We start from the raw sequence: 20,567 nt of genomic DNA, 5'->3' as shown, positions 1-20,567 counted from the left end.
TGTGGGTGTAACCCAACATGCATAACCCCTGCGCCGTTGTGCCCGTCTACAACCACGAAACCGCCATCACCACGGTGGTCGACGCCCTGATCACCTGCGGCCTGCCGTGCATTCTGGTGGACGATGCCAGCAGCCCGGCCTGCGCCAAGGTGCTCGATCGCCTGGCTGAGCGCGAGATGGTCTACCTGATCCGCCTCGCCGCCAACCAGGGCAAGGGTGGCGCTGTCATGACCGGTCTGCGCGAAGCCTCACGCCTGGGCTTCAGCCACGCCTTGCAGGTGGACGCCGACGGTCAACACGACCTGCAAGACGTCGCGACGTTCATCGAGCACTCACGCACCCATCCGCGCGAAGTGATCTGCGGCTATCCGCAATACGACGCCAGTGTGCCGAAAGGTCGGTTGTACGCTCGTTACCTGACGCACGTGATGGTGTGGATCAACACCTTGTCGTTGCAGATTCGCGATTCCATGTGCGGTTTCCGCGTCTATCCATTGTCACCGACCCTGGCCGTGATCGAATCGGCCAAAGTCGGCAAGCGCATGGACTTCGACTCGGACATTCTGGTGCGCCTGTCCTGGCGCAATCAGCCGATGCAGTGGCTGCCCACCAAGGTGCATTACCCCCTGGACGGCGTCTCGCATTTCCGCATGTTCCACGACAATGTGCTGATTTCGAGCATGCACACCCGGTTGTTCTTCGGCATGTTGCTGCGGGCGCCGGTGATTCTCTGGCGGCGGTGGCGAGCATGAGCAGCAACGTCGACAAAAAGCATTGGGCCGACCGCGAGGAGCGCGGCAGCTTCTGGCTGATGAAGCTCACCGCGTTCGGCGCCAAAGTCCTTGGCCGCCGACTGTTGAGCCCGCTGTTGTACGGCATCGTTCTGTACTTTTTCCTGTTCGGTCGCAGCGCCCGCCGCAGTGCCTGGCAATACCAGCAACGCCTCGCCGACTGGAGCGCTCGCACTGAATTGCGCCCGACCCATTGGCGGGTATTCGGTCAGTTCATGGCCTTCGCTGATTCGATGCTCGACAAACTCGACGTGTGGAACGGCAAGTTGAGCATCGAGCAGATCGAAATCGTCGACCCGGCGTTGCTGCGTAATCAGTTGCGCGGCAGCCGCGGGCAACTGCTGGTGGGCGCACACCTGGGCAATCTCGAAGTCTGCCGCGCGCTGGCGGAGATCGGCGAAAAGGTCACGATGAACGTGCTGGTGCACACCAAGCACGCCGAGCAGTTCAATCGTCTGCTGGGCGAAGCCGGGGCCACCAATCTGCGGCTGATCCAGGTCAGCGAACTGGACCCGGTGATCATGCTGCAACTGCACGAGCGCCTGGAGCGCGGCGAATGGCTGGCGATTGCCGGTGATCGCGTGCCGTTGCACGGCGGTCGCAGCGTGACCGTGGATTTCCTAGGCCATCCGGCAAAATTTCCGCAGGGGCCGTGGTTGTTGGCCGGCCTGTTGAAATGCCCGGTCAACCTGATGCTGTGCCTGAAAAAACCCGACGGCGATTATCGACTGACCCTCGAACCGTTCGCCGACGCGATCACCTGGAAGCGCAGCGACCGCGAGCAGGTCATTCATCAGTGGGCGACCCGCTACGCCGAGCGCCTGGGTCACTATTGCCTTGAAGCACCTCAACAATGGTTCAACTTTTACCCTTTCTGGAAGACCGATGACGACGCCAACGCTTGAGCCGGTAACCTTCGGCGAACTCCCTTTGCGCATCGAAGACGTGCTGGCCCTGGCCAACCGTCAGGTGCCGACGCAGTTGCAGGCTGACCCTGCGTACCGCGAGCGCATCGCCAAGGGCGCACGATTCCTCGATTCCCTGCTGGACAAGGAAGGCGTGATTTATGGCGTGACCACCGGTTACGGCGATTCCTGCGTGGTCGCGGTGCCGCTGCATCACGTCGAAGCGTTGCCGCGTCATCTGTACACGTTCCACGGTTGCGGCCTGGGCAAACTGCTCGACGCCCAAGCCACCCGCGCGGTGCTGGCTGCACGCTTGCAGTCGCTGTGCCACGGCGTGTCGGGGGTTCGCATCGAGCTGCTGGAACGCCTGCAAGCATTCCTTGAACACGACATCTTGCCGCTGATCCCGGAAGAAGGTTCAGTGGGCGCCAGTGGTGATCTGACGCCGCTGTCCTACGTCGCGGCGACCCTGTCCGGCGAACGCGAAGTGATGTTCCGTGGCGAACGCCGCCAGGCCGCCGATGTGCACCGCGAACTCGGTTGGGAGCCGCTGGTGCTGCGCCCCAAAGAAGCCCTCGCGCTGATGAACGGCACCGCCGTCATGACCGGCCTCGCTTGCCTGGCCTATGCCCGCGCCGATTACCTGCTGCAACTGGCAACGCGCATCACCGCGCTGAACGTGGTTGCGCTGCAAGGCAATCCCGAGCACTTCGACGAGCGCCTGTTCGCCACCAAACCGCATCCGGGGCAAATGCAGGTCGCCGCGTGGCTGCGCAAGGATCTGGCGATCGACGCGCCGACCGCACCGCTGCATCGCCTGCAAGACCGATATTCCCTGCGCTGCGCGCCGCACGTGCTCGGCGTCTTGGCCGACAGCCTGAACTGGCTGCGTTCGTTCATCGAGATCGAACTCAACAGCGCCAACGACAACCCGATCATCGACGCCGAAGCCGAGCGCGTGCTGCACGGCGGGCATTTCTACGGCGGCCACATCGCGTTCGCCATGGACAGCCTGAAAAACCTGGTGGCCAACGTGGCCGACCTGCTCGACCGTCAACTCGCGTTGCTGGTGGACGAGCGTTACAACCATGGCTTGCCGAGCAACCTTTCCGGCGCCACGGCAGATCGAGCGATGCTCAACCACGGCTTCAAAGCCGTGCAGATCGGCACCAGCGCCTGGACCGCCGAGGCGCTGAAAAACACCATGCCGGCCAGCGTGTTTTCACGCTCCACCGAATGCCACAACCAGGACAAGGTGAGCATGGGCACCATCGCTGCCCGCGATGCCATTCGTGTGCTGGAGCTGACCGAACAGGTCGCCGCTGCCACACTGCTCGCCGCCAATCAAGGCGTGTGGCTGCGCAGCAAGGCCGAGGACGCGCGCCCGTTGCCGCCGGCCCTTGCTGCCATGCATGAAGAGCTGGCCAAGGACTTCCCGCCGGTCATCGAAGACCGCGCGCTGGAAGGCGAATTGCGCCTGTGCCTGAAACGGATTGCCGAGCAACACTGGAGGCTGCATGCGTAGCAAGGGAGTGCTTCACACTGATACGGAAATCCTCGTGCCGTTCTTTGACGTCGACAGCATGAACGTGGTCTGGCACGGCCATTACGTCAAATACCTGGAAATCGCCCGTTGTGCGCTGCTGGATAAAATCGGCCACAACTACACGGCCATGTCCGAGTCGGGCTATGCCTGGCCGGTGATCGACCTGCAATTGCGCTATGTGCGTGGTGCCGTGTTTGGCCAAAAGCTGAACGTGCGCGCCAATCTGGTGGAGTGGGAGAACCGGCTGAAGATCAACTACCTGATCAGCGACCTGGAAACCGGCGAACGCTTGACCCGCGCCGTCTCGGTGCAGGTCGCAGTCGACATGAGCAGCCGTGAGATGCAATTGGCCTCACCCAAAATCTTCACCGACGCCGTCGCAAGGGCCCTGTCATGATTTTCTGCCACCCCCGCTCCCCTGTGGGAGCCGGCTTGCCGGCGATGCTCGTTAACGATGACGCGGGACACCTGACACTCCGCGGCGCTCTCAGGTTTTTCGCGAGCAAGCTCGCTCCTACAGTGTTGTGCCTGTTGCTGGGCATTCCAGGCCTGGCCCATGCCTTCGATCTGCAACAGCTCAGCGATCAACTGGCCAAACCCGATGTGATCCACGGCCACTTCATCCAGGAAAAACACCTGCGCGCCCTGCCCCAGCCGCTGACCAGCAAAGGCACCTTCGTACTCGCGAAAAACCACGGCCTGCTGTGGTTGCTGAAAACGCCGCTGCAACAGGATTACCGCATCACCGGCAAAGGCATTGCGCGACGTGACGCCAGCGGCTGGCAAATGCTGCCCGGCAAGAGTGCCGGCGCCGAGCAGAACCGCTTGTTCCTCGCCGTGCTGCAAGGCGACAGCAGCGGGCTGCAACGGGACTTCGAACTGTCGCTGAGCGGTGAGGCGCAGAACTGGAAACTGACGCTGACCCCGCGCTCGCTGCTGCTCAAGCAGGTGTTCAATCAGATCAACATCACCGGCGGCGAATTGGTGAACACCATCGAGCTGCTGGAAACCCAGGGTGACAGCACCTTGCTGCGGATGCAGGACAGCACCAGCACCCAACCGTTGAGCGACGCGGAGCAACATGACTTTGCCGAGTGAACGTACGCTTCCACGGCTGTTTCTGATCCTGCTGCTGGCGGTGCTCGCGCTCGCCGGTTGGCAATGGCGGGACGGCGCGCCGCTGTCGGCCAACCTGATGGAACTGGTGCCGGGCACGGCGCCGGACGCGCTGGAACTGCGCGCCGAACAACGCATGCAAGAACCGCTGAACCGCGAAATGCTGGTGCTGGTCGGTCACACCGATCGCCAGCAAGCCGTCGCCATGGCGCAGAAACTGGGCGAGCAATGGCAGGCCAGCGGTTTGTTCGAAAAGGTCCAGTGGACCCTGCAAGCCGACTTGCCGGCGCTGCGCACGCAACTGCTGCAAGGCCGGTTGGCGATGCTCTCGGCAGCGGATCGCCAGCAATTGATCGAGCATCCCGACGCGTTCATCCAGCAACGGGTGCAGGCATTGTTCGACCCATTCACCGGTTTCAGCCTGGTGCCGAGCCAGGATGACTGGCTGGGCCTGACCGGGCGCATCCAGAACAGCCAGCCGCAACACGGTTCGGTGCAACTGGACATCGGCAGCGGCGCACTGGTTGCCGATGCCGACGGCAAGAGCTGGGTGTTGCTGCGGGCGCGCACCACCGGCAATGCTTTCGACATGAACCTGCCGCTGCAAGTGGCCGATCTGCTCAAGCACAGCCGTGAAGAAGCGGCCCAGGCTGACGTGCAACTGCTGGCCGCCAGCGGTTTGCTCTACGCGGCCAACGGGCAGCGGCAAGCCACACGCGAGATAACCTGGGTCGGCGGCGGTGCCACTGTCGGCATTCTGTTGCTGTTGTTGCTGGCCTTCCGCCGTTTGCGCGTATTGCTGGCGTTCGTCCCGGTGCTGGTGGGCATGCTGTTTGGCGCGGTGGCGTGCGTGGCGCTGTTCGGCCATATGCATGTGATGACGCTGGTGCTCGGCTCCAGCCTGATCGGCGTCGCGGTCGATTACCCGCTGCACTATTTGTCCAAGAGCTGGAGCCTGAAACCCTGGCACAGCTGGCCGGCGTTGCGCCTGACCTTGCCGGGGCTGACGCTGAGCCTGATCACCAGCTGCATCGGTTACCTCGCGCTGGCCTGGACCCCGTTCCCGGCCCTGACCCAGATCGCCGTGTTCTCCGCCGCCGGCCTGCTCGGCGCCTACCTGTCTGCGGTGTGCCTGTTGCCTGCGCTGCTCAAGGGTTCGGATTTGCGCCCGGCGCAATGGCCATTGCGCGTCGCCGAGTATTTGCTGGCACTGCGCGAAAGGCTGTTGAAAATCGCCCGTACGCCCGTGCTGCTGGCGCTGCTGATTGCCTTCTGCGTGGGCGGTCTGTTGCAGCTCGATACCAAAAACGATATTCGCCAATGGGTCGGCGCACCGCAGCAATTGACCGACGAAGCCCAGACCATTGCGCGCATCACCGGCTACCAACCCACCAGCCAGTTCTTCCTGGTGCGAGCGGCCAATCAACAAGCATTGCTCGAACGCCAAACCGCGTTGAGCGAGCGGCTGGATCAGCTGGTCAATCTGAACAAACTTCAAGGCTATCTATCGCTGAATCAACTGGTCAGCCAGCCTAGCGAACAACGGCAAGTGCGCGAAGCGCTGAACAAGTTGCCGGCGTTCTGGCAACCGCTGCTCGACGTCGGCGTGCCGGTCGAAGCACTGAAAACCGAGTTGGCGAAGTTGCAGGCCCTGCCGGTCGAAGACATCGACAGCGCACTGACCGGTCCGCTGGCCGAACCCTATCGCACGCTGTGGCTGGGCCCGACCGAGGACGGCGTGGCGGCGATGGTCAGCCTGCAAGGCCTGAACAACCCTGCACTGCTGCGGGTGCAAGCGCTGGATCTGCCGGGGGTGGAACTGGTGGATCGTCTGGGCGAATTGAATAACGTGTTCGCCAAAACCCAGATCAGCGCTGCGGAACTGAAACTCGCCTCCTGCGTGCTGATTGTACTGGTGCTGATCCTGCCGTTCGGCCTTGGCGGCGCCTTGCGCATCGTCGCCCTGCCGTTGCTGGCGGCGCTGTGCAGCCTCGCCAGTCTCGGCTGGCTCGGACAGCCGCTGACGTTGTTCAGCCTGTTCGGCCTGCTGCTGGTGACGGCGATCAGCGTCGATTACGCGATCCTCATGCGCGAACAGGTCGGCGGCGCCGCCGTCAGCCTGCTGGGCACCTTGCTGGCGGCGTTGACCACGTGGCTGTCGTTCGGATTGCTGGCCGTGTCCAGCACGCCAGCGGTGAGCAACTTCGGGTTGTCGGTGAGCCTCGGCCTGGCGTTCAGCTTCATCCTCGCGCCGTGGGCCGGACGGCACGTGCAAGCGGCCACGGTCGCGGAGTCGGCAGCGTGATGGTCGTGTTGTTCTGGGCAATGGCCCTGGCGCTGTTCGCCGTGGCCACGCGTGTCGGGCGCCACTTCGGTTTGATCCCGATCGTCAGCCAATTGTTGCTGGCCACCGTCGGTTTGCCGCTGCTGATGTACTTCTGGATCGAACCTCAATGGCACTTGAGCGGCGCAACGCTGGTCGCTCCGATCTGGCTGAAAAACCTCTACAGCCTGAGTTTCGCGCTGTTGCTGGGCTACATCCTCAGCGACGTGATCGACCTGCGCCTGGACCGCCAGAGCCTGAAAATCGCCCTGCCGAGTTTCTGCATTCCGTTCGCCGGCGGGCTCGCGACAGCGATCTGGCTGCTGCCGCCACAACCGTGGATCAGCTCTTTGGCGGTCGGCCTGCTGTTCGCCATTACCGCGATTCCGGTGTTGTACCTGTACCTTCGGCATATCGATTACCCGGTCGCCGCGACCCGGCGCCTGGTGCAAACCGCGATCCTCATCGACCTCACGTGCTGGACCGTGTTCGCCATCGCCCAAGGCAGCCTGCACCTGAGCAGTTTGCTGCTGCCCTTGGTCTGCGCATGTGTGCCCTTGCTGCTGCGGGTACTCGGCTTGCGCCAGCCACGACTCTACAGCGGGTGTTTCTTCGCGTTGCTGGTGGTGGCCGAGCACTACAAGCTCAATGCGCTGATTGTCGGCATCGGTTACTTGTTGTGCATGGCCGCGCTGAAGGTGCCGCTGGTGCTGCCAATGCCGGCGGCGTGGATGAATCGCCTGCAGACCTGGATCGCGATCCCGTTGATCCTGACGTTCGGCATCGTGCAGATCAACGTCCACAGCGCCATGGACAGCCTGAGCTGGGCGCAACTGGCTGCGCTGCTGCTGTTCCCGATTGCCAGCAAACTGCTGGGCAACTGGCTGGGACTTGGCTGGGCCGGCGCTTCGTTTGCGAGCGCCAGTCGCTGGCGCGAAAGTGTGCTGCTCAATATTCGCGGCTTGAGCGAGATCGTCTTTCTCAACCTGCTGCTGCAACAACAGCTCATCAGCCCGCCGCTGTACTTTGCGCTGATGCTGATGGGTCTTATCGCGACATTGCTGCCGGCATTGGCCGGCATGCACCGAATCCCTTTGAAAGCTGCCGTCCCGGCAAGGAGCCCCCATGCCAATCGTTGAAATGGAACGTCGTCAGGTAGTGATCATCGGCGCCGGTCCATCGGGCGCCATCGCCGCCGCGCTGCTCAAGCGCAAGGGCCACGATGTGTTAGTGATCGAACGCCAGCATTTCCCACGGTTCTCCATCGGCGAAAGCCTGCTGTCGCACTGCCTGGATTTCGTCGAAGAAGCCGGCATGCTCGAGGCGGTTAACGCTGCAGGTTTCCAGCTGAAAACCGGTGCGGCGTTCGCCTGGGGCGAGCAGTACAGCGCCTTCGATTTCGGCGACACCTTCAGCAACGGCAAGCCGACCACGTTTCAAGTCCAGCGCGCCGATTTCGACAAACTGCTGGCCGATCAAGCCGCGCTGCAAGGCGCGGAAATCCGCTATGGCGAAGCGATCGTCAGCGTCGATATCGAGCGGGAAAAACCGCTGCTCGGCGTGCAGCGCGAGGATGGCAGCGAGTACCGCGTCGAGGCTGATTTCATGCTCGATGCCAGCGGCTACGGCCGCGTCCTGCCGCGCCTGCTCGACCTTGAGGCACCCTCGAATTTCCCGGTGCGCCAGGCGGTATTCACCCACGTCGAAGACCACATCGACCACCCGGGTTTCGACCGCACGAAAATCCTCGTCACCACGCATCCAACCAAACGCGATGTCTGGTTCTGGACCATCCCGTTCAGCAACGGCCGCTGCTCGGTGGGCGTGGTCGCGGCGGCGGAGCATTTTGCCGGTCGTGCCGAGAACCTGGACGATTGCCTGCGCGGTTTCATTGCCGAGACGCCAAGCCTCTCCGGCGTGTTGAACAACGCGGTGTGGGATACGCCGGCGCGCACCATCGGCGGCTACTCCGCCAACGTCAAAACCTTGCACGGACCAGGCTTTGCGCTGCTGGGCAACGCGGCGGAGTTTCTTGACCCGGTGTTCTCCTCCGGCGTGACCATCGCCATGCGTTCGGCGAGCATGGCCGCCGGTGTTCTGCATCGCCAACTGCAAGGTGAACGTGTCGACTGGCAAACCGAGTTCGCCACACCGCTCAAGCGCGGCGTCGACACCTTCCGCTGCTACGTTGAAGGCTGGTATGCCGGGACGTTCCAGGACGTGATTTTCCATCCGGACAGCTCGCCGGACATCCGCCGCATGATCAGTTCGATCCTCGCCGGTTACGCCTGGGATGAACGCAATCCGTTCGTCGCCGAACCGAAACGCCGGCTGCGGATGCTGTCGGAACTCTGTGCAAGGGATGCCACATGAGCTACTTGAGCGACAACTACGTCGAGGAGACGCGCTTCGGGTTCTGGTTCCTGCGTAGCCACACCTGGCAGCACCATGTGCTGCGTGTGGCGATCAATGACCTGCGCAGCCTGTTCAGCGAACCGTTGCCCACCCATCCGGTGTTGCTGGATGCCGGTTGCGGCCAGGGCAAGTCGTTCCAGTACCTGCGCCAGACCTTTGCGCCACAGCGCCTGATCGGTGTAGACGCCGACCCGCACAGCCTCGACCTGAGCGGTGCAGAAGCCACCCGTCAGGGCATGGACGTGGAGTTGATCGGCAGCGACTGCGCCACGCTGGCCGTGCCGGATGCCAGCGTCGACCTGTTGTTCTGTCACCAGACCTTCCATCATCTGGTGGAACAGGACAAAGCGCTCGCCGAGTTCTACCGTGTGCTCAAGCCGGGCGGTTATCTGCTGTTCGCCGAATCCACCGAGGCTTACATTGATACTTGGGTGATCCGCTGGTTGTTCCGCCATCCGATGCATGTGCAGAAGAGCGCCGCCGGGTACCTTGAAATGATTCGTCGCCAGGGTTTCGAATTCGGCCCGCACAACGTGTCTTATCCTTACTTGTGGTGGAGTCGCGCCAAGGATTTCGGCCTGCTTGAACGCTGGGGTCTGCGCCAGCCAAAACCCTTCGGCCAACGGGAAGAAACCCTGGTCAATGTGGTGGCGCGCAAACCGCTTGAAGGTGCTGTGTGATGTTCACTGTCATTGGCTTAAACGGCGCACCCTGTGGGAGCGAGCCTGCTCGCGATAGCGGTGTGTCAGTCAGCATAAATGTCGACTGTATGGCCGCCATCGCGAGCAGGCTCACTCCCACAGGGTATGCGGCGGTGTTGAGATTTTTGCTCATTGGCGCGGTCCTGCTGATCAGCGCCTGCGCCAGCAAGGCACCGCTGCCCGAGCAAACCCCGAGCCTGCCGTTGCCGCAGCAATTGCACATCCAGCGTCTGGCGGACGGCCAGCGTCAGGACTGGGTACTGGTGATTGCGCGTGAAGGCCCGGGCATTCGCTGGTCGATGATGGACCTGCTGGGCATTCCACAGGCGCGTCAAAAACTGATCGACGGTCAATGGCAAGCAGACGGCCTGTTGCCGCCCAACCCGGAAGCCCGTGAGCTGTTCGCGGCGTTGGTGTTTGCGCTGACGCCCAAGGATGAATTGCGCGGCAACTACCCAACGGCCTGGCAGCATGGCGCACAACGCTCCCTGCCCGAGTACTGGGAAGTCCGTTATTCACAACCGATGAGCTTTGAATTGAACCTGCCCAAAGGTCCGACGTACCAAGTCACGCCCCTGTCCGGTGAGACACCATGACCGCCTACCTCAACGCCCTCGGGGTGATCTGCGCCCTGGGCCGCGACAAGCACGAAGTCGCGCGCAACCTGTTTGTCGGCGATTGCTCCGGCATGCGCAGCGAGTCTGGCTGGGTACCGGAACGTTCGTTGCCGGTGGCCGCAGTGCGCGGTGATCTGGCGCCGATCCCGGCGGAACTGGTAAAGCAAAGCACCCGCAACAATCAGTTGTTGCTGGAAGCGGCGCTGCAAATCCGCGACGACATTGATCAGGCGATTCAGACCTACGGACGCGACCGCATCGGCGTGATCCTCGGCACCAGCACGTCCGGCATCGATGAAGCCAGTCGCGGCCTGGCCCATTACATCCGCGAACATCAGTTCCCGGACTATTACGACTATCAGCAACAGGAACTCGGCGCGCCGGCGAATTTCCTTGCCGACTGGCTGCAACTCAGCGGCCCGGCCTATGTGATTTCCACCGCCTGCACCTCCAGCGCCCGGGCGCTGATGAGTGCCCAACGTCTGTTGGATCTGGGCCTGTGCGACGCAGTGTTGTGCGGCGGCGTCGACAGTTTGTGCAAGCTGACCCTCAACGGATTTTCGGCGCTGGAGGCGGTGTCCGAACAACGTTGCAATCCGTTTTCGGTCAACCGTAACGGCATCAACATCGGCGAAGCGGCGGTGCTGTTCCTGATGACCAAAGTGGCTGGCGATAAACAATCGATTGCACTGCTCGGCAGTGGCGCCAGCTCAGATGCGCACCACATTTCCGCGCCGGAACCGACCGGCCGTGGCGCCCTGCAAGCGATGCGCAAAGCCCTGGGCCGCGCGAACCTGCAACCCGAACAGATCGGCTACCTGAACCTGCACGGCACCGCCACCCAACACAATGACGCCATGGAAAGCCTCGCGGTGTCGGCCTTGTTCCCGGCCGGCGTGCCGTGTTCTTCGACCAAACCGATGACCGGTCATACCCTCGGCGCGGCCGGCGCGCTGGAAGCGGCGTTCTGCTGGCTGAGCCTGAGCGCTGACAATCAAACACATACGTTGCCGCCACATGTCTGGGACGGCCAGCCTGACCCGCAACTGCCAGCCCTGAATTGGGTGACCCCGGCCGATCGCCTGGCGTCCATTGCACCTCGCTACCTGATGAGCAACTCCTTTGCCTTCGGTGGCAATAACGTCAGCCTGATTATCGGAGACGCCCCATGATTGACTGGCCGCTCGCCGAACTGCTGCCGCACGCTGGCGACATGATCCTCATCGATCAGATCCTCGCGTTCGATGACGAGCAGATCCACACCCGCCTCACCGTCAAGCCCGATGGCCTGTTCAACCGTCCCGACGGCAGCCTGCCGGCGTGGGTCGGCATCGAACTGATGGCCCAGAGCGTCGCCGCCTTCGCCGGCTGCCATGCGCGCCAGCGAGGCGATGCGGTGGAGCTGGGCTTCCTGCTCGGCACCCGCAAATTCGAATGCAATGTCGACCACTTTCCCGCCGGCACCGAGCTGACTATCCATGGGCTGCGTTCGCTGGAAGACGACAACGGCATGGGCGTGTTCGAATGCCACATCAACGCCCCCGGCATTCACGCTACCGCCCGTCTGAACGTGTTTCGTCCACCGCAAGCCGCTCAATATCTTCATGAAACCCCACAAAGCTCTTCACAAGGCTTTTCACAAGGCTTTTCACAAGGAACGCAGGCATGACTGAATCCGTACTGGTCACCGGTTCCAGCCGTGGCATCGGCCGCGCTATCGCGTTGCGTCTGGCTCAGGCCGGGCATGACATCGTGCTGCATTGCCGCAGCGGCCTGGTTGACGCCGAAGGGGTGAAGGCCGAAATCGAAGCCTTGGGCCGCAACGCACGCATCCTGCAATTCGACGTGTCTGACCGCGCCAGTTGCAAAGCCATTCTCGAAGCCGACGTGGAAAGCCATGCTGCCTATTACGGCGTGGTGCTCAACGCCGGCCTGACGCGTGACGGTGCTTTTCCGGCGCTGAGCGAGGATGATTGGGATGTGGTGATGCGCACCAACCTCGACGGTTTCTACAACGTGCTGCACCCGGTGATGATGCCGATGATCCGTCGTCGCGCCGCCGGGCGAATCGTTTGCATCACCTCGGTTTCCGGTTTGATCGGCAATCGCGGGCAGGTCAATTACAGTGCCTCCAAGGCCGGTTTGATCGGCGCGGCAAAAGCGTTGGCGATTGAACTGGGCAAGCGCAAAATCACCGTCAATTGCGTCGCACCCGGCCTGATCGACACCGCCATGCTCGACGAAAACGTGCCAGTGGAAGAACTGATGAAAATGATTCCCGCACAGCGCATGGGCACCCCGGAAGAGGTGGCCGGCGCGGTGAATTTCCTGATGTCGGCGGAAGCGTCGTACATCACCCGGCAGGTTCTGGCCGTCAACGGAGGCCTGTGCTGATGAAGCGCGTCGTCGTCACCGGCATGGCCGGCATCACCTCACTGGGCAGCGACTGGGAAACCATCGCCGGCAACTTCGCAGCCAACCGTAGCGGCATCCGCCGCATGGACGAGTGGGACCGTTTCACCGAGCTCAACACGCGCCTGGCAGGTCCCATTGATGATTTCAAAGTGCCGAGCCACTGGACCCGCAAACAACTGCGCAGCATGGGCCGCGTCTCGCGCCTGGCCGTCGGCGCGGCGGAACAGGCGTTGGCCGATGCCGGTTTGCTCGGTGACCCTTCGATCAAGGACGGGCGTATGGGCGTCGCCTGCGGCTCATCCACCGGCAGCACCGACGAAATCAAGGCATTCGGCAACATGCTGCTCAACTCGGTGGCCGAAGGCCTGAACGCCAACTCCTACGTGCGCATGATGCCGCACACCACGGCGGCCAACATCAGCATCTTCTTCGGCCTCACCGGCCGATTGATCCCGACCTCCAGCGCTTGCACCAGTGGCAGTCAGGGCATCGGTTATGCCTACGAATCGATCAAGTTCGGCCGCTTGCCCTTGATGCTCGCCGGCGGCGCCGAAGAGCTGTGCCCCACCGAAGCCATGGTCTTCGACGCGCTCTACGCCACCAGCCTGAAAAACGACGCACCACAGACGTCACCACGCCCTTACGACAGCGGCCGCGATGGCCTGGTGATCGGTGAAGGCGGCGGCATGCTGGTGCTGGAAGAGCTCGAACACGCGCTGGCACGCGGCGCACACATTCACGCCGAACTCGTCGGCTTCGGCAGCAACGCCGACGGCCAGCACACCACCCGTCCAGAGCAGGCCACCATGCGCCGCGCGATGGAGCTGGCCCTGGAAGACGCCGGTTTGCAGCCATCGGACATCGGCTACGTCAACGGTCACGGCACCGCGACCGAACAGGGCGACATCGCTGAAACACTGGCGACCAGCAGCCTGTTCGGCGAACACATGCCGATCAGTTCACAGAAGAGCTTCCTCGGCCACACCCTCGGCGCCTGCGGTGCACTGGAATCCTGGTTCAGCATCGAAATGATGAACCGCGATTTGTACGCACACACCTTCAACCTCGATGAGGTCGATCCGCACTGCGGCAAGCTCGATTACCTGCGCGGCGAGTTTCGGCAGATGAGTAATCAGTATGTGATGAACAACAATTTTGCGTTTGGCGGCGTCAACACCTCGTTGATCTTCAAGCGCTGGTCGTAACGCAATCCCTTGTAGGAGCCGGCTTGCCGGCGATCGCGGTGGATCAGTCGACATCAATGCCAACTGACAATCCGTGATCGCCAGCAAGCCGGCTCCTACAAGTTTACGGGTGTGACGACGTTGTGGGGTCATTCAGCTCGTTAGAGACGTCTTAGGAAACGTTCCACAACTACTACTGAAAGAATACAAAACCTGTAGGAGCCGGCTTGCTGGCGATAGCGGATTGTTATTCAACATCGATGTCGCCTGATATTCCGCCATCGCCGGCAAGCCGGCTCCTACAGGTTTGCGGGTGTGACGATGTTGTGGGGTCATTCAGCTCGTTAGAGATGTCTTAGGAAACGTCCCACAACTGCTACTGAAAAAATGCAAAATCTGTAGGAGCCGGCTTGCTGGCGATAGCGGTGGATCAGTCGACATCAATGCCAACTGACAATCCGCGATCGCCAGCAAGCCGGCTCCTACAGGTTTGTGTCGTTCATGACTTGAGGGGTTCGACCTTGAGTGTCAGCAGGTCCACAAACGCCTTGGCCATTGGGGATTTCTGATCCTTGCGCTGTACCAGCCACACCGCCGAAACCGCTGCAGGGTCGAGCAGGGGTCGGTACACAACGCCATCAATCCGCATCCGCTGATAAGACGCCGGCAGCACCGACACGCCGAGCCCCGCAGCCACCAACCCGATAATGGTCATCGCCTCACCCGCCTCTTGCGCGAAGTGCGGGCTGAAACCGGCGTCCCGCGCCAGGCTGAGCAATTGTGCATACAGACCACTGCCGTAACTGCGTGGGAAAAATACGAACGGTTCCAGGGCCAGAGCTGACAGGAATATTCCCTCTTCACTGTCCTGCACCAGCGGATGCTTGGAGCTGAGCACGGCCACCAGCGGCTCGCGCATCAACTCCACCACGCTGAGCGAATCCGGCAAACCCAACGGCCGCATGATCCCGACCTCGATCGACTCGTCCACCAGCGCCTCGGCGACCTGGGTGCTGCTCATTTCCCGCAGGTTCAGGTGCACCGCCGGGAACCGCTGGCGGAATGAAAAAATCGCCTGGGGAATGGTCGAGTTGAATGGCGCCGATGAAGTGAATCCGATCTTCAACTCCCCCAGCTCACCCAACTGCGCCCGCCGCGCCACATCCGCCGCCTTGTCGACCTGCGCCAGCACCAACCGGGCTTCTTCCAGAAACAATCGCCCGGCCTCACTGAGCTCGACCCGACGATTGGTTCGCTCGAACAATCGCGCACCGACTTCCTGTTCCAGCGCCTGAATCTGCTGGCTCAGCGGCGGTTGCGAGATGCCCAGCACCTGGGCGGCGCGGCCGAAGTGCAGTTCTTCGGCGACGGCAATGAAGTAGCGCAGGTGACGCAATTCCATGAAAACTCCATTAGGTCGTAAAACCTCTCAAACAGGTCGAACAATATATTGGATTGAATCATTAGGCAGCTATATGCTTTTTTCATTGCCTGACCGGCTGCGCTCCCCCGAGGTCTGAAGTGAAAACTGCTGTCGCCCCACTCGCCCATGAAGTTCCGCCCGCCGCGCTGGACGATGCCGTCTCTGAACTGAAGGAGATCTACATCGAAAAGGGCACGCCGATGTTCATGCGCACGGTACTGGCGCTGTTCTCCGGCGGCTTTGCGACCTTCGCGCTGCTGTATTGCGTGCAACCGATGATGCCGCTGCTGTCCCACGAATATTCGATTAACGCGGCGCAGAGCAGCCTGATTCTGTCGGTGGCCACGGCCATGCTCGCCATCGGCCTGCTGATCACCGGGCCGATCTCCGACCGGGTCGGGCGCAAACCGGTGATGGTGGCGGCGCTGTTTGCCGCGGCGCTGTGCACCATCGCCAGTTCCATGATGCCGAGCTGGCACGGCGTGCTGGTGATGCGCGCGTTGATCGGGTTGTCGTTGAGTGGCCTGGCGGCGGTCGCCATGACCTACCTGAGCGAAGAGATCCACCCGCAACACATCGGTCTGGCGATGGGCCTGTACATCGGTGGCAACGCGATTGGCGGGATGTGCGGGCGCTTGATTACCGGGGTGTTGATCGACTTCGTCAGCTGGCACACGGCGATGCTGGTGATCGGCGGCCTGGCACTGATCGCGGCGGCGGTGTTCTGGAAAATCCTCCCCGAATCGCGCAACTTCCGCGCCCGCTCGCTGCACCCGCGCAGCCTGCTCGACGGTTTCACCATGCACTTTCGCGACGCCGGTTTGCCGCTGTTGTTCCTTGAAGCGTTCGTGCTGATGGGCGCGTTCGTCACGCTCTTCAACTACATCGGCTATCGCCTGCTGGCCGAGCCGTACCACATGGACCAGGCCTTTGTCGGGCTGCTGTCGGTGGTGTACCTGTCGGGCATCTACAGTTCGGCGAAAATCGGTTCGCTGGCCGACAAACTCGGACGCCGCAAAATGCTCTGGTCGACCATCGTGCTGATGCTCGCCGGTCTCGCCCTGACCATGCTCACGCCGCTGCCCGTGGTGATCATTGGCATGTTGATTTTCACCTTCGGTTTCTTCGGCGCGCACTCGGTGGCCAGCAGCTGGATCGGCCGCCGCGCCACGAAAGCCAAGGGTCAGGCATCGTCGTTGTACTTGTTCAGTTACTACGCCGGGTCGAGCATTGCCGGTACGGCGGGCGGTGTGTTCTGGCACCTCGGCGGGTGGAACGGGATTGGCGTGTTCATCGGTGCGCTGCTGGTGGTGGCGTTGCTGGTTGCGTTGAAACTGGCCCGCCTGCCGCTGCTGCCGGGGAACGGTTCGACTACCTGAGCACCACCCGCGCCTCAAGCACCGCATCGCGCTTTTCCAGGGTCAGCGATTGCATGGCGACGCCGTCACGTTCGGTGCGGTCCAGCCATTGCAGCAACGCCTGCGCGTCGCCGCTGAGGGTCAGGCGCAACACGTCGTTGTCGGTGTCCATCTGATGGATCTCAAGCCTCGCTTCTGTGGCGCTTTCGCTGACACGCAGCGACAACGACTGATGGGTGACGACGGGCGGGGGGCTTCGCGGTTGTGCCCGTTGCAGTTGCGCAGACACGGCCAGTTGCTGTTGGTGCTGGCGCTCCATGGTTTCCAGGCGTTGGCGTGTCGGTTGCCAGATCAGGCTGAACGCCACGACAGCCAATAAAAATGCGCCCATGGCCAGCAACAGTCGTTGCTCGCGAAGGGACAGCCGTTGCCAGGCCGCTTTCATGTCCGGTCCTCCACTGTCAGGGTCGCCTGCACGCGGTCGCGCTCTTTGCTCGCACTGTCGAGCCGCAGTGGCACGCCTTGTTGTCGCCCGCGCTCGCGCAGTTGTTCCAGCTCGGCAAAGCTGTTGGCGCTCAGCTGGATTTTCCAGCCATCGCCGGCACGAAACTCGATGCGCCGGACCTCGACATTGCTTGCGCCAATCACCTGCTCGACCAGCGTCACCAGCTCGGCGACGCGTGTGCGCTGCGGCTCGGCGGTCTGCTGTTGTAGTGCGTTGAGCTGCGTTGCCAGATCGACGATGCGGCTCTGCTCGGGGTAAAGCGTCTTGAACCGTTGCTCGTTCTGGCTGTAGAGCCTGCGTGTTTCACTCTCCAGAAAATGGATTCGCGAAGCGCTGGCGCCCCAGGTCAGCAACAGCAACGTCAGCATCGTCAAACCGCCGAGGCGCCAGGGCAGACGTTTGTTGCGCAGGGCGAATTCGCCTTGCAGCAGATTGATGGCCTGCGCTGGACGCTGGGCCAGGTATTGATCGACATCGCTGGCGCCCTGACGCTCGTCGACCCATTGAATCCCCGCAGGCAAGGCCGGCCCAAGCAACGTCAACCCGTCGTCCGTCAACGCCAGGCGGGCCGGCAGCCCTCCGCCGACCAGCCATCGACCGAACCACCAAACACCGAGTGCCTGATCCAGGGGCAAAACATCGGCATCGACGAACACCGAACGCACCTCGACGGCCTCTTCGGCCAGTAAAGCGAGCATCGCGGCAAACCGCTGACGGTCGATCACCATGACTGGATAACGCCCTTCCTGATCGCGAGCGCCGATGCTCAGGTGCAGCTTTTCCAACGCCTCGCTCAATTGATCTTCCACGGCAAACGCGACGGCTTGCGCGCCGGGCTGGCGTTTGGAAGGCCACGGATCGCTGCGCACCCAGCTGCACAATTCCATGGGCAACAGCAGGTCCACCGCCTGCCCGTCCAGCAACTGCACCGCTTGATTCAAGGGCATGGACTGGCGTTGCCCAGTCGAGGACCAGACGCAGCAAGGCCAGTCTGCCGACGGTTCGCCCAGGCCCTCGGCGGTCAGGTAAAGCCAGGTATTCATCGCGGCATCTCGTGGGCAGTCAAAGGAAGAAGGCGTCGTTGCAGAACGTTGAATTGGTGGGTGTCGGCGTCGCGTTCGACCTCCGTGGCCAGCCGCAATCGGCGCTGCCCCTGAGTGACCTGCACCGTGATGCGGAACCAGCGGCTGCCGGTGCCAAGCCCATGACTGCTCAGGCCTGCACCGGAGAGCAGCGGGTCTTGCGTAAAGGCCTGTACGCTGGCCCATCCCGTCGTCAAAGCCTGACGAACCAGCGCCGCAGCCGTGGTCGCGTCCACGTCATCGAGCGTCCTCAGCACCAACGCCGGGGCCGTGTTGACGTTCAGCGTTGCGTGGCCGGGCAACATCGCCACCCAAGGCTCAAGCTGACGCAGCACATGAGCGTCAACCCCCGGTAGCAGGCGCAGTTGGCTCAGTTCTCGGAACGCGCCCACCTGAGCAAGTTGCAGCGGTGGGAGATCCAGCACGTCGAGCAAGCGCGCCCAGCGGTTGAGGGTGACTTGGTCGGTCTGCCCCTGAGTCAACAATGCGTTGAGATTGAAGCGCCCGGCGAGGTCCTCGATATCAACGCGGATCTGCGCACCTTCGACGTCGAAGTCGGGAGTCATCCGCGCCCAGTCCTGGGTCAGGTCGACGTTTTTTTGCGAGCCCTGCGCCATGTCCCGCAAGCGCAAAAGCGCCCAGCTTTCCCCCGCAACGGCGAGTTGGCGCATTTGAATGTGCTGCAGGGCCTGGCCGCTGCTGTGCAGCGACAGGCGATGACTGCGCAGCAAGCCGCTGGTGATCAACAGCGCCAGACTCATGACCAGCAACACGCTGATCAACGCGATGCCGCGTTGATGCCTCCTCATGGCAACGCGCCGGGCAACAGCAATACCCGACGAATCGCCTCGAAACGGCCGGTAGAGAATTGCACTTCCACCGCCATCGGCCGCTTCACGCCCCGCCCGGATGGCCAATCGCTGCGCCAACCGGACTGTGCGTCAAACACCCGCCAACTCAAGTCTCGAACATCGCCCAGCAGTTTTTGCCGCTGCACGATCGGCACCCCCTCCCCCTGACTTTCACGCCACAGCGTGCCGTTATCGAGTCGATAGGTCAGCAACTGGCGCTCGCTGCGCGGCTGGTCCAAAGGGTTGCGCCAATGGCTGCGCTGCAACTGCAACACCGATTGCTGGAGCACGACAGGTTGATCGGTGGCGTGCAGCACATCCCGTTCGATCACCGCCACCGCCCGTTGCAGGCTTCGGAACTCACGCTCATGCGCCGTCGTCCCTCGTTGCACGCGCACCACGCCATCGAACAGCCCCCAACTGGCCAGGCCCAGCAACGCGAAGATCGCCATGGCGATGACCAGTTCCAGCAAGGTGAAACCGCTCTGCTTATTCATCACGATGAGGTATCCAGCCACTGGCGCGGTGTACGGTTTGCTCACGCCCGGAAAGGCTGACGTCAACATCGACCTTGAGCAGGCGCGGATCAGGCGAAACGCTGATGCGCTGGCGCAGCAACCAGTCGCGGCGATCCATCGACACGATCCGTTGTTGCTGGTCGAGGGGCCATCCGGTTTGCAGGCGCAGTTCATTCAGATGGTTGTCTGCCAGCCACGCGGCGAAGAGCCGTTCCTCGACCGTGCCGGTTTGCCTGAGTACGTATTGGCTCGCCGACAACACGGCGGCCGCCAGCGTCGAAAAGATCGCCAGGGCCACCATGATTTCCAGCAAGGTGAAGCCACGCATGCGTGAAGCAAACGGCCGGCTAGCCATCGATCACCACCTGGCCAAGGCCATCGCTGGACAGGCTGAGCCACGTCTTTTTGTCGCTGCCAAACGACAGCGTAAAGACGCTGGTTTCATCGTTGCTGAACATCAGCACCTGAGGGGGTCCATCGTCGGCGCCAAGGGTTACCGGATGACCGTCCTGCTCAAGCCGTAGCCGCACGTTTTCGGGCCATCGATAAAAAGCCGCCAACGGTTCCCAGCCCTGAACATCGAGCTTCATCACCCGATAACCCTCGACACTCAGCCGCAGGCCGAACTCCTGGCCATCGAGCACTGCGCGTTCGCGCAACTGTTGAATCACGCCCACGATCCCGTGCGCTTCCTGCCGGGCCTGACGCGCCGGATTCGACCCGATGGCGAAGTTCACCATGCCCAACAGCACGCCGATCAAAACGATCACGATCATCAGTTCGAGCAAGGTGAATCCCCGACAACGCTGGCGCATGA

22 protein-coding genes are annotated in these 20,567 nt (G+C 62.3%); 15 read left to right on the top strand and 7 right to left on the bottom strand.

Features of this window, described 5'->3' with window-relative positions; all coding sequences use genetic code 11:
• Positions 1–17: 17 nt before the first annotated feature.
• The 14 genes from J4E42_RS04390 (at position 18) to J4E42_RS04325 (ending at position 14,034) form a co-directional block, all read left to right on the top strand.
• Positions 18–752: a glycosyltransferase family 2 protein gene (locus tag J4E42_RS04390; RefSeq protein WP_008025129.1), complete on the top strand. Its 735-nt coding sequence runs from the start codon at positions 18–20 to the stop codon at positions 750–752.
• Positions 749–1,696: a glycosyl transferase gene (locus J4E42_RS04385; RefSeq protein WP_192226881.1), complete on the top strand. Its 948-nt coding sequence runs from the start codon at positions 749–751 to the stop codon at positions 1,694–1,696. Before J4E42_RS04390 ends, J4E42_RS04385 begins: the two co-directional genes overlap by 4 nt.
• On the top strand, positions 1,677–3,221 hold the full coding sequence (gene hutH, locus J4E42_RS04380; protein ID WP_008039899.1) for a histidine ammonia-lyase: 1,545 nt from the start codon (positions 1,677–1,679) through the stop codon (positions 3,219–3,221). Before J4E42_RS04385 ends, hutH begins: the two co-directional genes overlap by 20 nt.
• Positions 3,214–3,639, top strand: a complete 426-nt coding sequence (locus tag J4E42_RS04375) for a thioesterase family protein (protein WP_207284694.1) — start codon at positions 3,214–3,216, stop codon at positions 3,637–3,639. Before hutH ends, J4E42_RS04375 begins: the two co-directional genes overlap by 8 nt.
• Positions 3,636–4,340 (top strand): outer membrane lipoprotein carrier protein LolA, encoded by a 705-nt coding sequence (locus tag J4E42_RS04370; protein WP_207284693.1) that lies wholly within the window; start codon positions 3,636–3,638, stop codon positions 4,338–4,340. The genes J4E42_RS04375 and J4E42_RS04370 overlap by 4 nt, the downstream gene beginning before the upstream one ends.
• Positions 4,324–6,663 carry an MMPL family transporter gene (locus J4E42_RS04365; RefSeq protein ID WP_207284692.1) on the top strand — a complete coding sequence of 780 codons (2,340 nt, stop codon included), beginning with the start codon at positions 4,324–4,326 and terminating at the stop codon, positions 6,661–6,663. Before J4E42_RS04370 ends, J4E42_RS04365 begins: the two co-directional genes overlap by 17 nt.
• A complete protein-coding gene (locus J4E42_RS04360) occupies positions 6,663–7,820 on the top strand; it encodes a sodium:proton antiporter (protein WP_207284794.1) in 1,158 nt (385 codons plus the stop codon). The genes J4E42_RS04365 and J4E42_RS04360 overlap by 1 nt, the downstream gene beginning before the upstream one ends.
• Positions 7,807–9,054: an NAD(P)/FAD-dependent oxidoreductase gene (locus J4E42_RS04355; RefSeq protein ID WP_207284691.1), complete on the top strand. Its 1,248-nt coding sequence runs from the start codon at positions 7,807–7,809 to the stop codon at positions 9,052–9,054. The genes J4E42_RS04360 and J4E42_RS04355 overlap by 14 nt, the downstream gene beginning before the upstream one ends.
• Positions 9,051–9,776: a class I SAM-dependent methyltransferase gene (locus tag J4E42_RS04350; protein ID WP_207284690.1), complete on the top strand. Its 726-nt coding sequence runs from the start codon at positions 9,051–9,053 to the stop codon at positions 9,774–9,776. The genes J4E42_RS04355 and J4E42_RS04350 overlap by 4 nt, the downstream gene beginning before the upstream one ends.
• 89 nt (positions 9,777–9,865) lie before the next feature.
• Positions 9,866–10,393, top strand: coding sequence for a hypothetical protein (locus J4E42_RS04345; RefSeq protein WP_225609799.1), 528 nt, complete (start codon positions 9,866–9,868; stop codon positions 10,391–10,393).
• Entirely contained in the window at positions 10,390–11,586 is a 1,197-nt protein-coding gene (locus J4E42_RS04340; protein WP_207284689.1) for a beta-ketoacyl-[acyl-carrier-protein] synthase family protein, read from the top strand. The genes J4E42_RS04345 and J4E42_RS04340 overlap by 4 nt, the downstream gene beginning before the upstream one ends.
• A complete protein-coding gene (locus tag J4E42_RS04335; RefSeq protein WP_207284688.1) occupies positions 11,583–12,083 on the top strand; it encodes a hotdog family protein in 501 nt (166 codons plus the stop codon). Before J4E42_RS04340 ends, J4E42_RS04335 begins: the two co-directional genes overlap by 4 nt.
• Positions 12,080–12,808, top strand: coding sequence for a 3-oxoacyl-ACP reductase FabG (gene fabG / locus J4E42_RS04330; RefSeq protein WP_207284687.1), 729 nt, complete (start codon positions 12,080–12,082; stop codon positions 12,806–12,808). Before J4E42_RS04335 ends, fabG begins: the two co-directional genes overlap by 4 nt.
• Entirely contained in the window at positions 12,808–14,034 is a 1,227-nt protein-coding gene (locus J4E42_RS04325) for a beta-ketoacyl-ACP synthase (protein WP_192418157.1), read from the top strand. Before fabG ends, J4E42_RS04325 begins: the two co-directional genes overlap by 1 nt.
• Before the next feature lie 478 nt (positions 14,035–14,512).
• Here the strand turns inward: J4E42_RS04325 and J4E42_RS04320 are convergent, their stop codons facing one another.
• Positions 14,513–15,415, bottom strand: coding sequence for a LysR family transcriptional regulator (locus J4E42_RS04320; RefSeq protein ID WP_008041827.1), 903 nt, complete (start codon positions 15,413–15,415; stop codon positions 14,513–14,515).
• 167 nt (positions 15,416–15,582) lie between these two features.
• On the opposite strand from J4E42_RS04320, the gene J4E42_RS04315 reads away from it, so the two are divergent.
• A complete protein-coding gene (locus tag J4E42_RS04315) occupies positions 15,583–16,815 on the top strand; it encodes an MFS transporter (protein ID WP_225609813.1) in 1,233 nt (410 codons plus the stop codon).
• On the opposite strand, the gene gspM is transcribed toward J4E42_RS04315, so the two are convergent.
• From gspM to gspH, 6 genes are read right to left on the bottom strand one after another with little or no spacing between them, the layout of a single operon-like run.
• On the bottom strand, positions 16,808–17,239 hold the full coding sequence (gene gspM, locus J4E42_RS04310; protein WP_207284686.1) for a type II secretion system protein GspM: 432 nt from the start codon (positions 17,237–17,239) through the stop codon (positions 16,808–16,810). The two genes, J4E42_RS04315 and gspM, sit on opposite strands and share 8 nt — an antisense overlap.
• Positions 17,236–18,342 carry a type II secretion system protein GspL gene (gene gspL, locus J4E42_RS04305; RefSeq protein WP_207284685.1) on the bottom strand — a complete coding sequence of 369 codons (1,107 nt, stop codon included), beginning with the start codon at positions 18,340–18,342 and terminating at the stop codon, positions 17,236–17,238. Before gspL ends, gspM begins: the two co-directional genes overlap by 4 nt.
• Entirely contained in the window at positions 18,339–19,190 is an 852-nt protein-coding gene (locus J4E42_RS04300; protein ID WP_207284684.1) for a type II secretion system protein GspK, read from the bottom strand. Before J4E42_RS04300 ends, gspL begins: the two co-directional genes overlap by 4 nt.
• Positions 19,187–19,729 carry a type II secretion system protein GspJ gene (locus tag J4E42_RS04295; RefSeq protein ID WP_207284683.1) on the bottom strand — a complete coding sequence of 181 codons (543 nt, stop codon included), beginning with the start codon at positions 19,727–19,729 and terminating at the stop codon, positions 19,187–19,189. The genes J4E42_RS04300 and J4E42_RS04295 overlap by 4 nt, the downstream gene beginning before the upstream one ends.
• Positions 19,722–20,105, bottom strand: a complete 384-nt coding sequence (gene gspI / locus J4E42_RS04290; protein WP_207284682.1) for a type II secretion system minor pseudopilin GspI — start codon at positions 20,103–20,105, stop codon at positions 19,722–19,724. Before gspI ends, J4E42_RS04295 begins: the two co-directional genes overlap by 8 nt.
• Complete coding sequence (gene gspH / locus J4E42_RS04285) at positions 20,098–20,565, bottom strand: type II secretion system minor pseudopilin GspH (protein ID WP_207284681.1); 468 nt, start codon at positions 20,563–20,565, stop codon at positions 20,098–20,100. Before gspH ends, gspI begins: the two co-directional genes overlap by 8 nt.
• Positions 20,566–20,567 lie beyond the last annotated feature (2 nt).

Source organism: Pseudomonas sp. FW300-N2A2 (genome assembly GCF_017351735.1).
In the GTDB taxonomy this organism is placed as follows: Bacteria; Pseudomonadota; Gammaproteobacteria; order Pseudomonadales; family Pseudomonadaceae; genus Aquipseudomonas; species Aquipseudomonas migulae.
This window is presented reverse-complemented; position numbering and strand designations above follow the sequence as displayed.

Excerpts from the sequence above, each read along its gene's own strand:
- J4E42_RS04390 (WP_008025129.1), top strand. The coding sequence starts at position 18 with ATGCATAACCCCTGCGCCGTTGTGCCCGTCTACAACCACGAAACCGCC.
- J4E42_RS04385 (WP_192226881.1), top strand. The coding sequence starts at position 749 with ATGAGCAGCAACGTCGACAAAAAGCATTGGGCCGACCGCGAGGAGCGC.
- hutH (WP_008039899.1), top strand. The coding sequence starts at position 1,677 with ATGACGACGCCAACGCTTGAGCCGGTAACCTTCGGCGAACTCCCTTTG.
- J4E42_RS04375 (WP_207284694.1), top strand. The coding sequence starts at position 3,214 with ATGCGTAGCAAGGGAGTGCTTCACACTGATACGGAAATCCTCGTGCCG.
- J4E42_RS04370 (WP_207284693.1), top strand. The coding sequence starts at position 3,636 with ATGATTTTCTGCCACCCCCGCTCCCCTGTGGGAGCCGGCTTGCCGGCG.
- J4E42_RS04365 (WP_207284692.1), top strand. The coding sequence starts at position 4,324 with ATGACTTTGCCGAGTGAACGTACGCTTCCACGGCTGTTTCTGATCCTG.
- J4E42_RS04360 (WP_207284794.1), top strand. The coding sequence starts at position 6,663 with ATGGTCGTGTTGTTCTGGGCAATGGCCCTGGCGCTGTTCGCCGTGGCC.
- J4E42_RS04355 (WP_207284691.1), top strand. The coding sequence starts at position 7,807 with ATGCCAATCGTTGAAATGGAACGTCGTCAGGTAGTGATCATCGGCGCC.
- J4E42_RS04350 (WP_207284690.1), top strand. The coding sequence starts at position 9,051 with ATGAGCTACTTGAGCGACAACTACGTCGAGGAGACGCGCTTCGGGTTC.
- J4E42_RS04345 (WP_225609799.1), top strand. The coding sequence starts at position 9,866 with ATGGCCGCCATCGCGAGCAGGCTCACTCCCACAGGGTATGCGGCGGTG.
- J4E42_RS04340 (WP_207284689.1), top strand. The coding sequence starts at position 10,390 with ATGACCGCCTACCTCAACGCCCTCGGGGTGATCTGCGCCCTGGGCCGC.
- J4E42_RS04335 (WP_207284688.1), top strand. The coding sequence starts at position 11,583 with ATGATTGACTGGCCGCTCGCCGAACTGCTGCCGCACGCTGGCGACATG.
- fabG (WP_207284687.1), top strand. The coding sequence starts at position 12,080 with ATGACTGAATCCGTACTGGTCACCGGTTCCAGCCGTGGCATCGGCCGC.
- J4E42_RS04325 (WP_192418157.1), top strand. The coding sequence starts at position 12,808 with ATGAAGCGCGTCGTCGTCACCGGCATGGCCGGCATCACCTCACTGGGC.
- J4E42_RS04320 (WP_008041827.1), bottom strand. The coding sequence starts at position 15,415 with ATGGAATTGCGTCACCTGCGCTACTTCATTGCCGTCGCCGAAGAACTG.
- gspM (WP_207284686.1), bottom strand. The coding sequence starts at position 17,239 with ATGAAAGCGGCCTGGCAACGGCTGTCCCTTCGCGAGCAACGACTGTTG.
- gspL (WP_207284685.1), bottom strand. The coding sequence starts at position 18,342 with ATGAATACCTGGCTTTACCTGACCGCCGAGGGCCTGGGCGAACCGTCG.
- J4E42_RS04300 (WP_207284684.1), bottom strand. The coding sequence starts at position 19,190 with ATGAGGAGGCATCAACGCGGCATCGCGTTGATCAGCGTGTTGCTGGTC.
- J4E42_RS04295 (WP_207284683.1), bottom strand. The coding sequence starts at position 19,729 with ATGAATAAGCAGAGCGGTTTCACCTTGCTGGAACTGGTCATCGCCATG.
- gspI (WP_207284682.1), bottom strand. The coding sequence starts at position 20,105 with ATGGCTAGCCGGCCGTTTGCTTCACGCATGCGTGGCTTCACCTTGCTG.
- gspH (WP_207284681.1), bottom strand. The coding sequence starts at position 20,565 with ATGCGCCAGCGTTGTCGGGGATTCACCTTGCTCGAACTGATGATCGTG.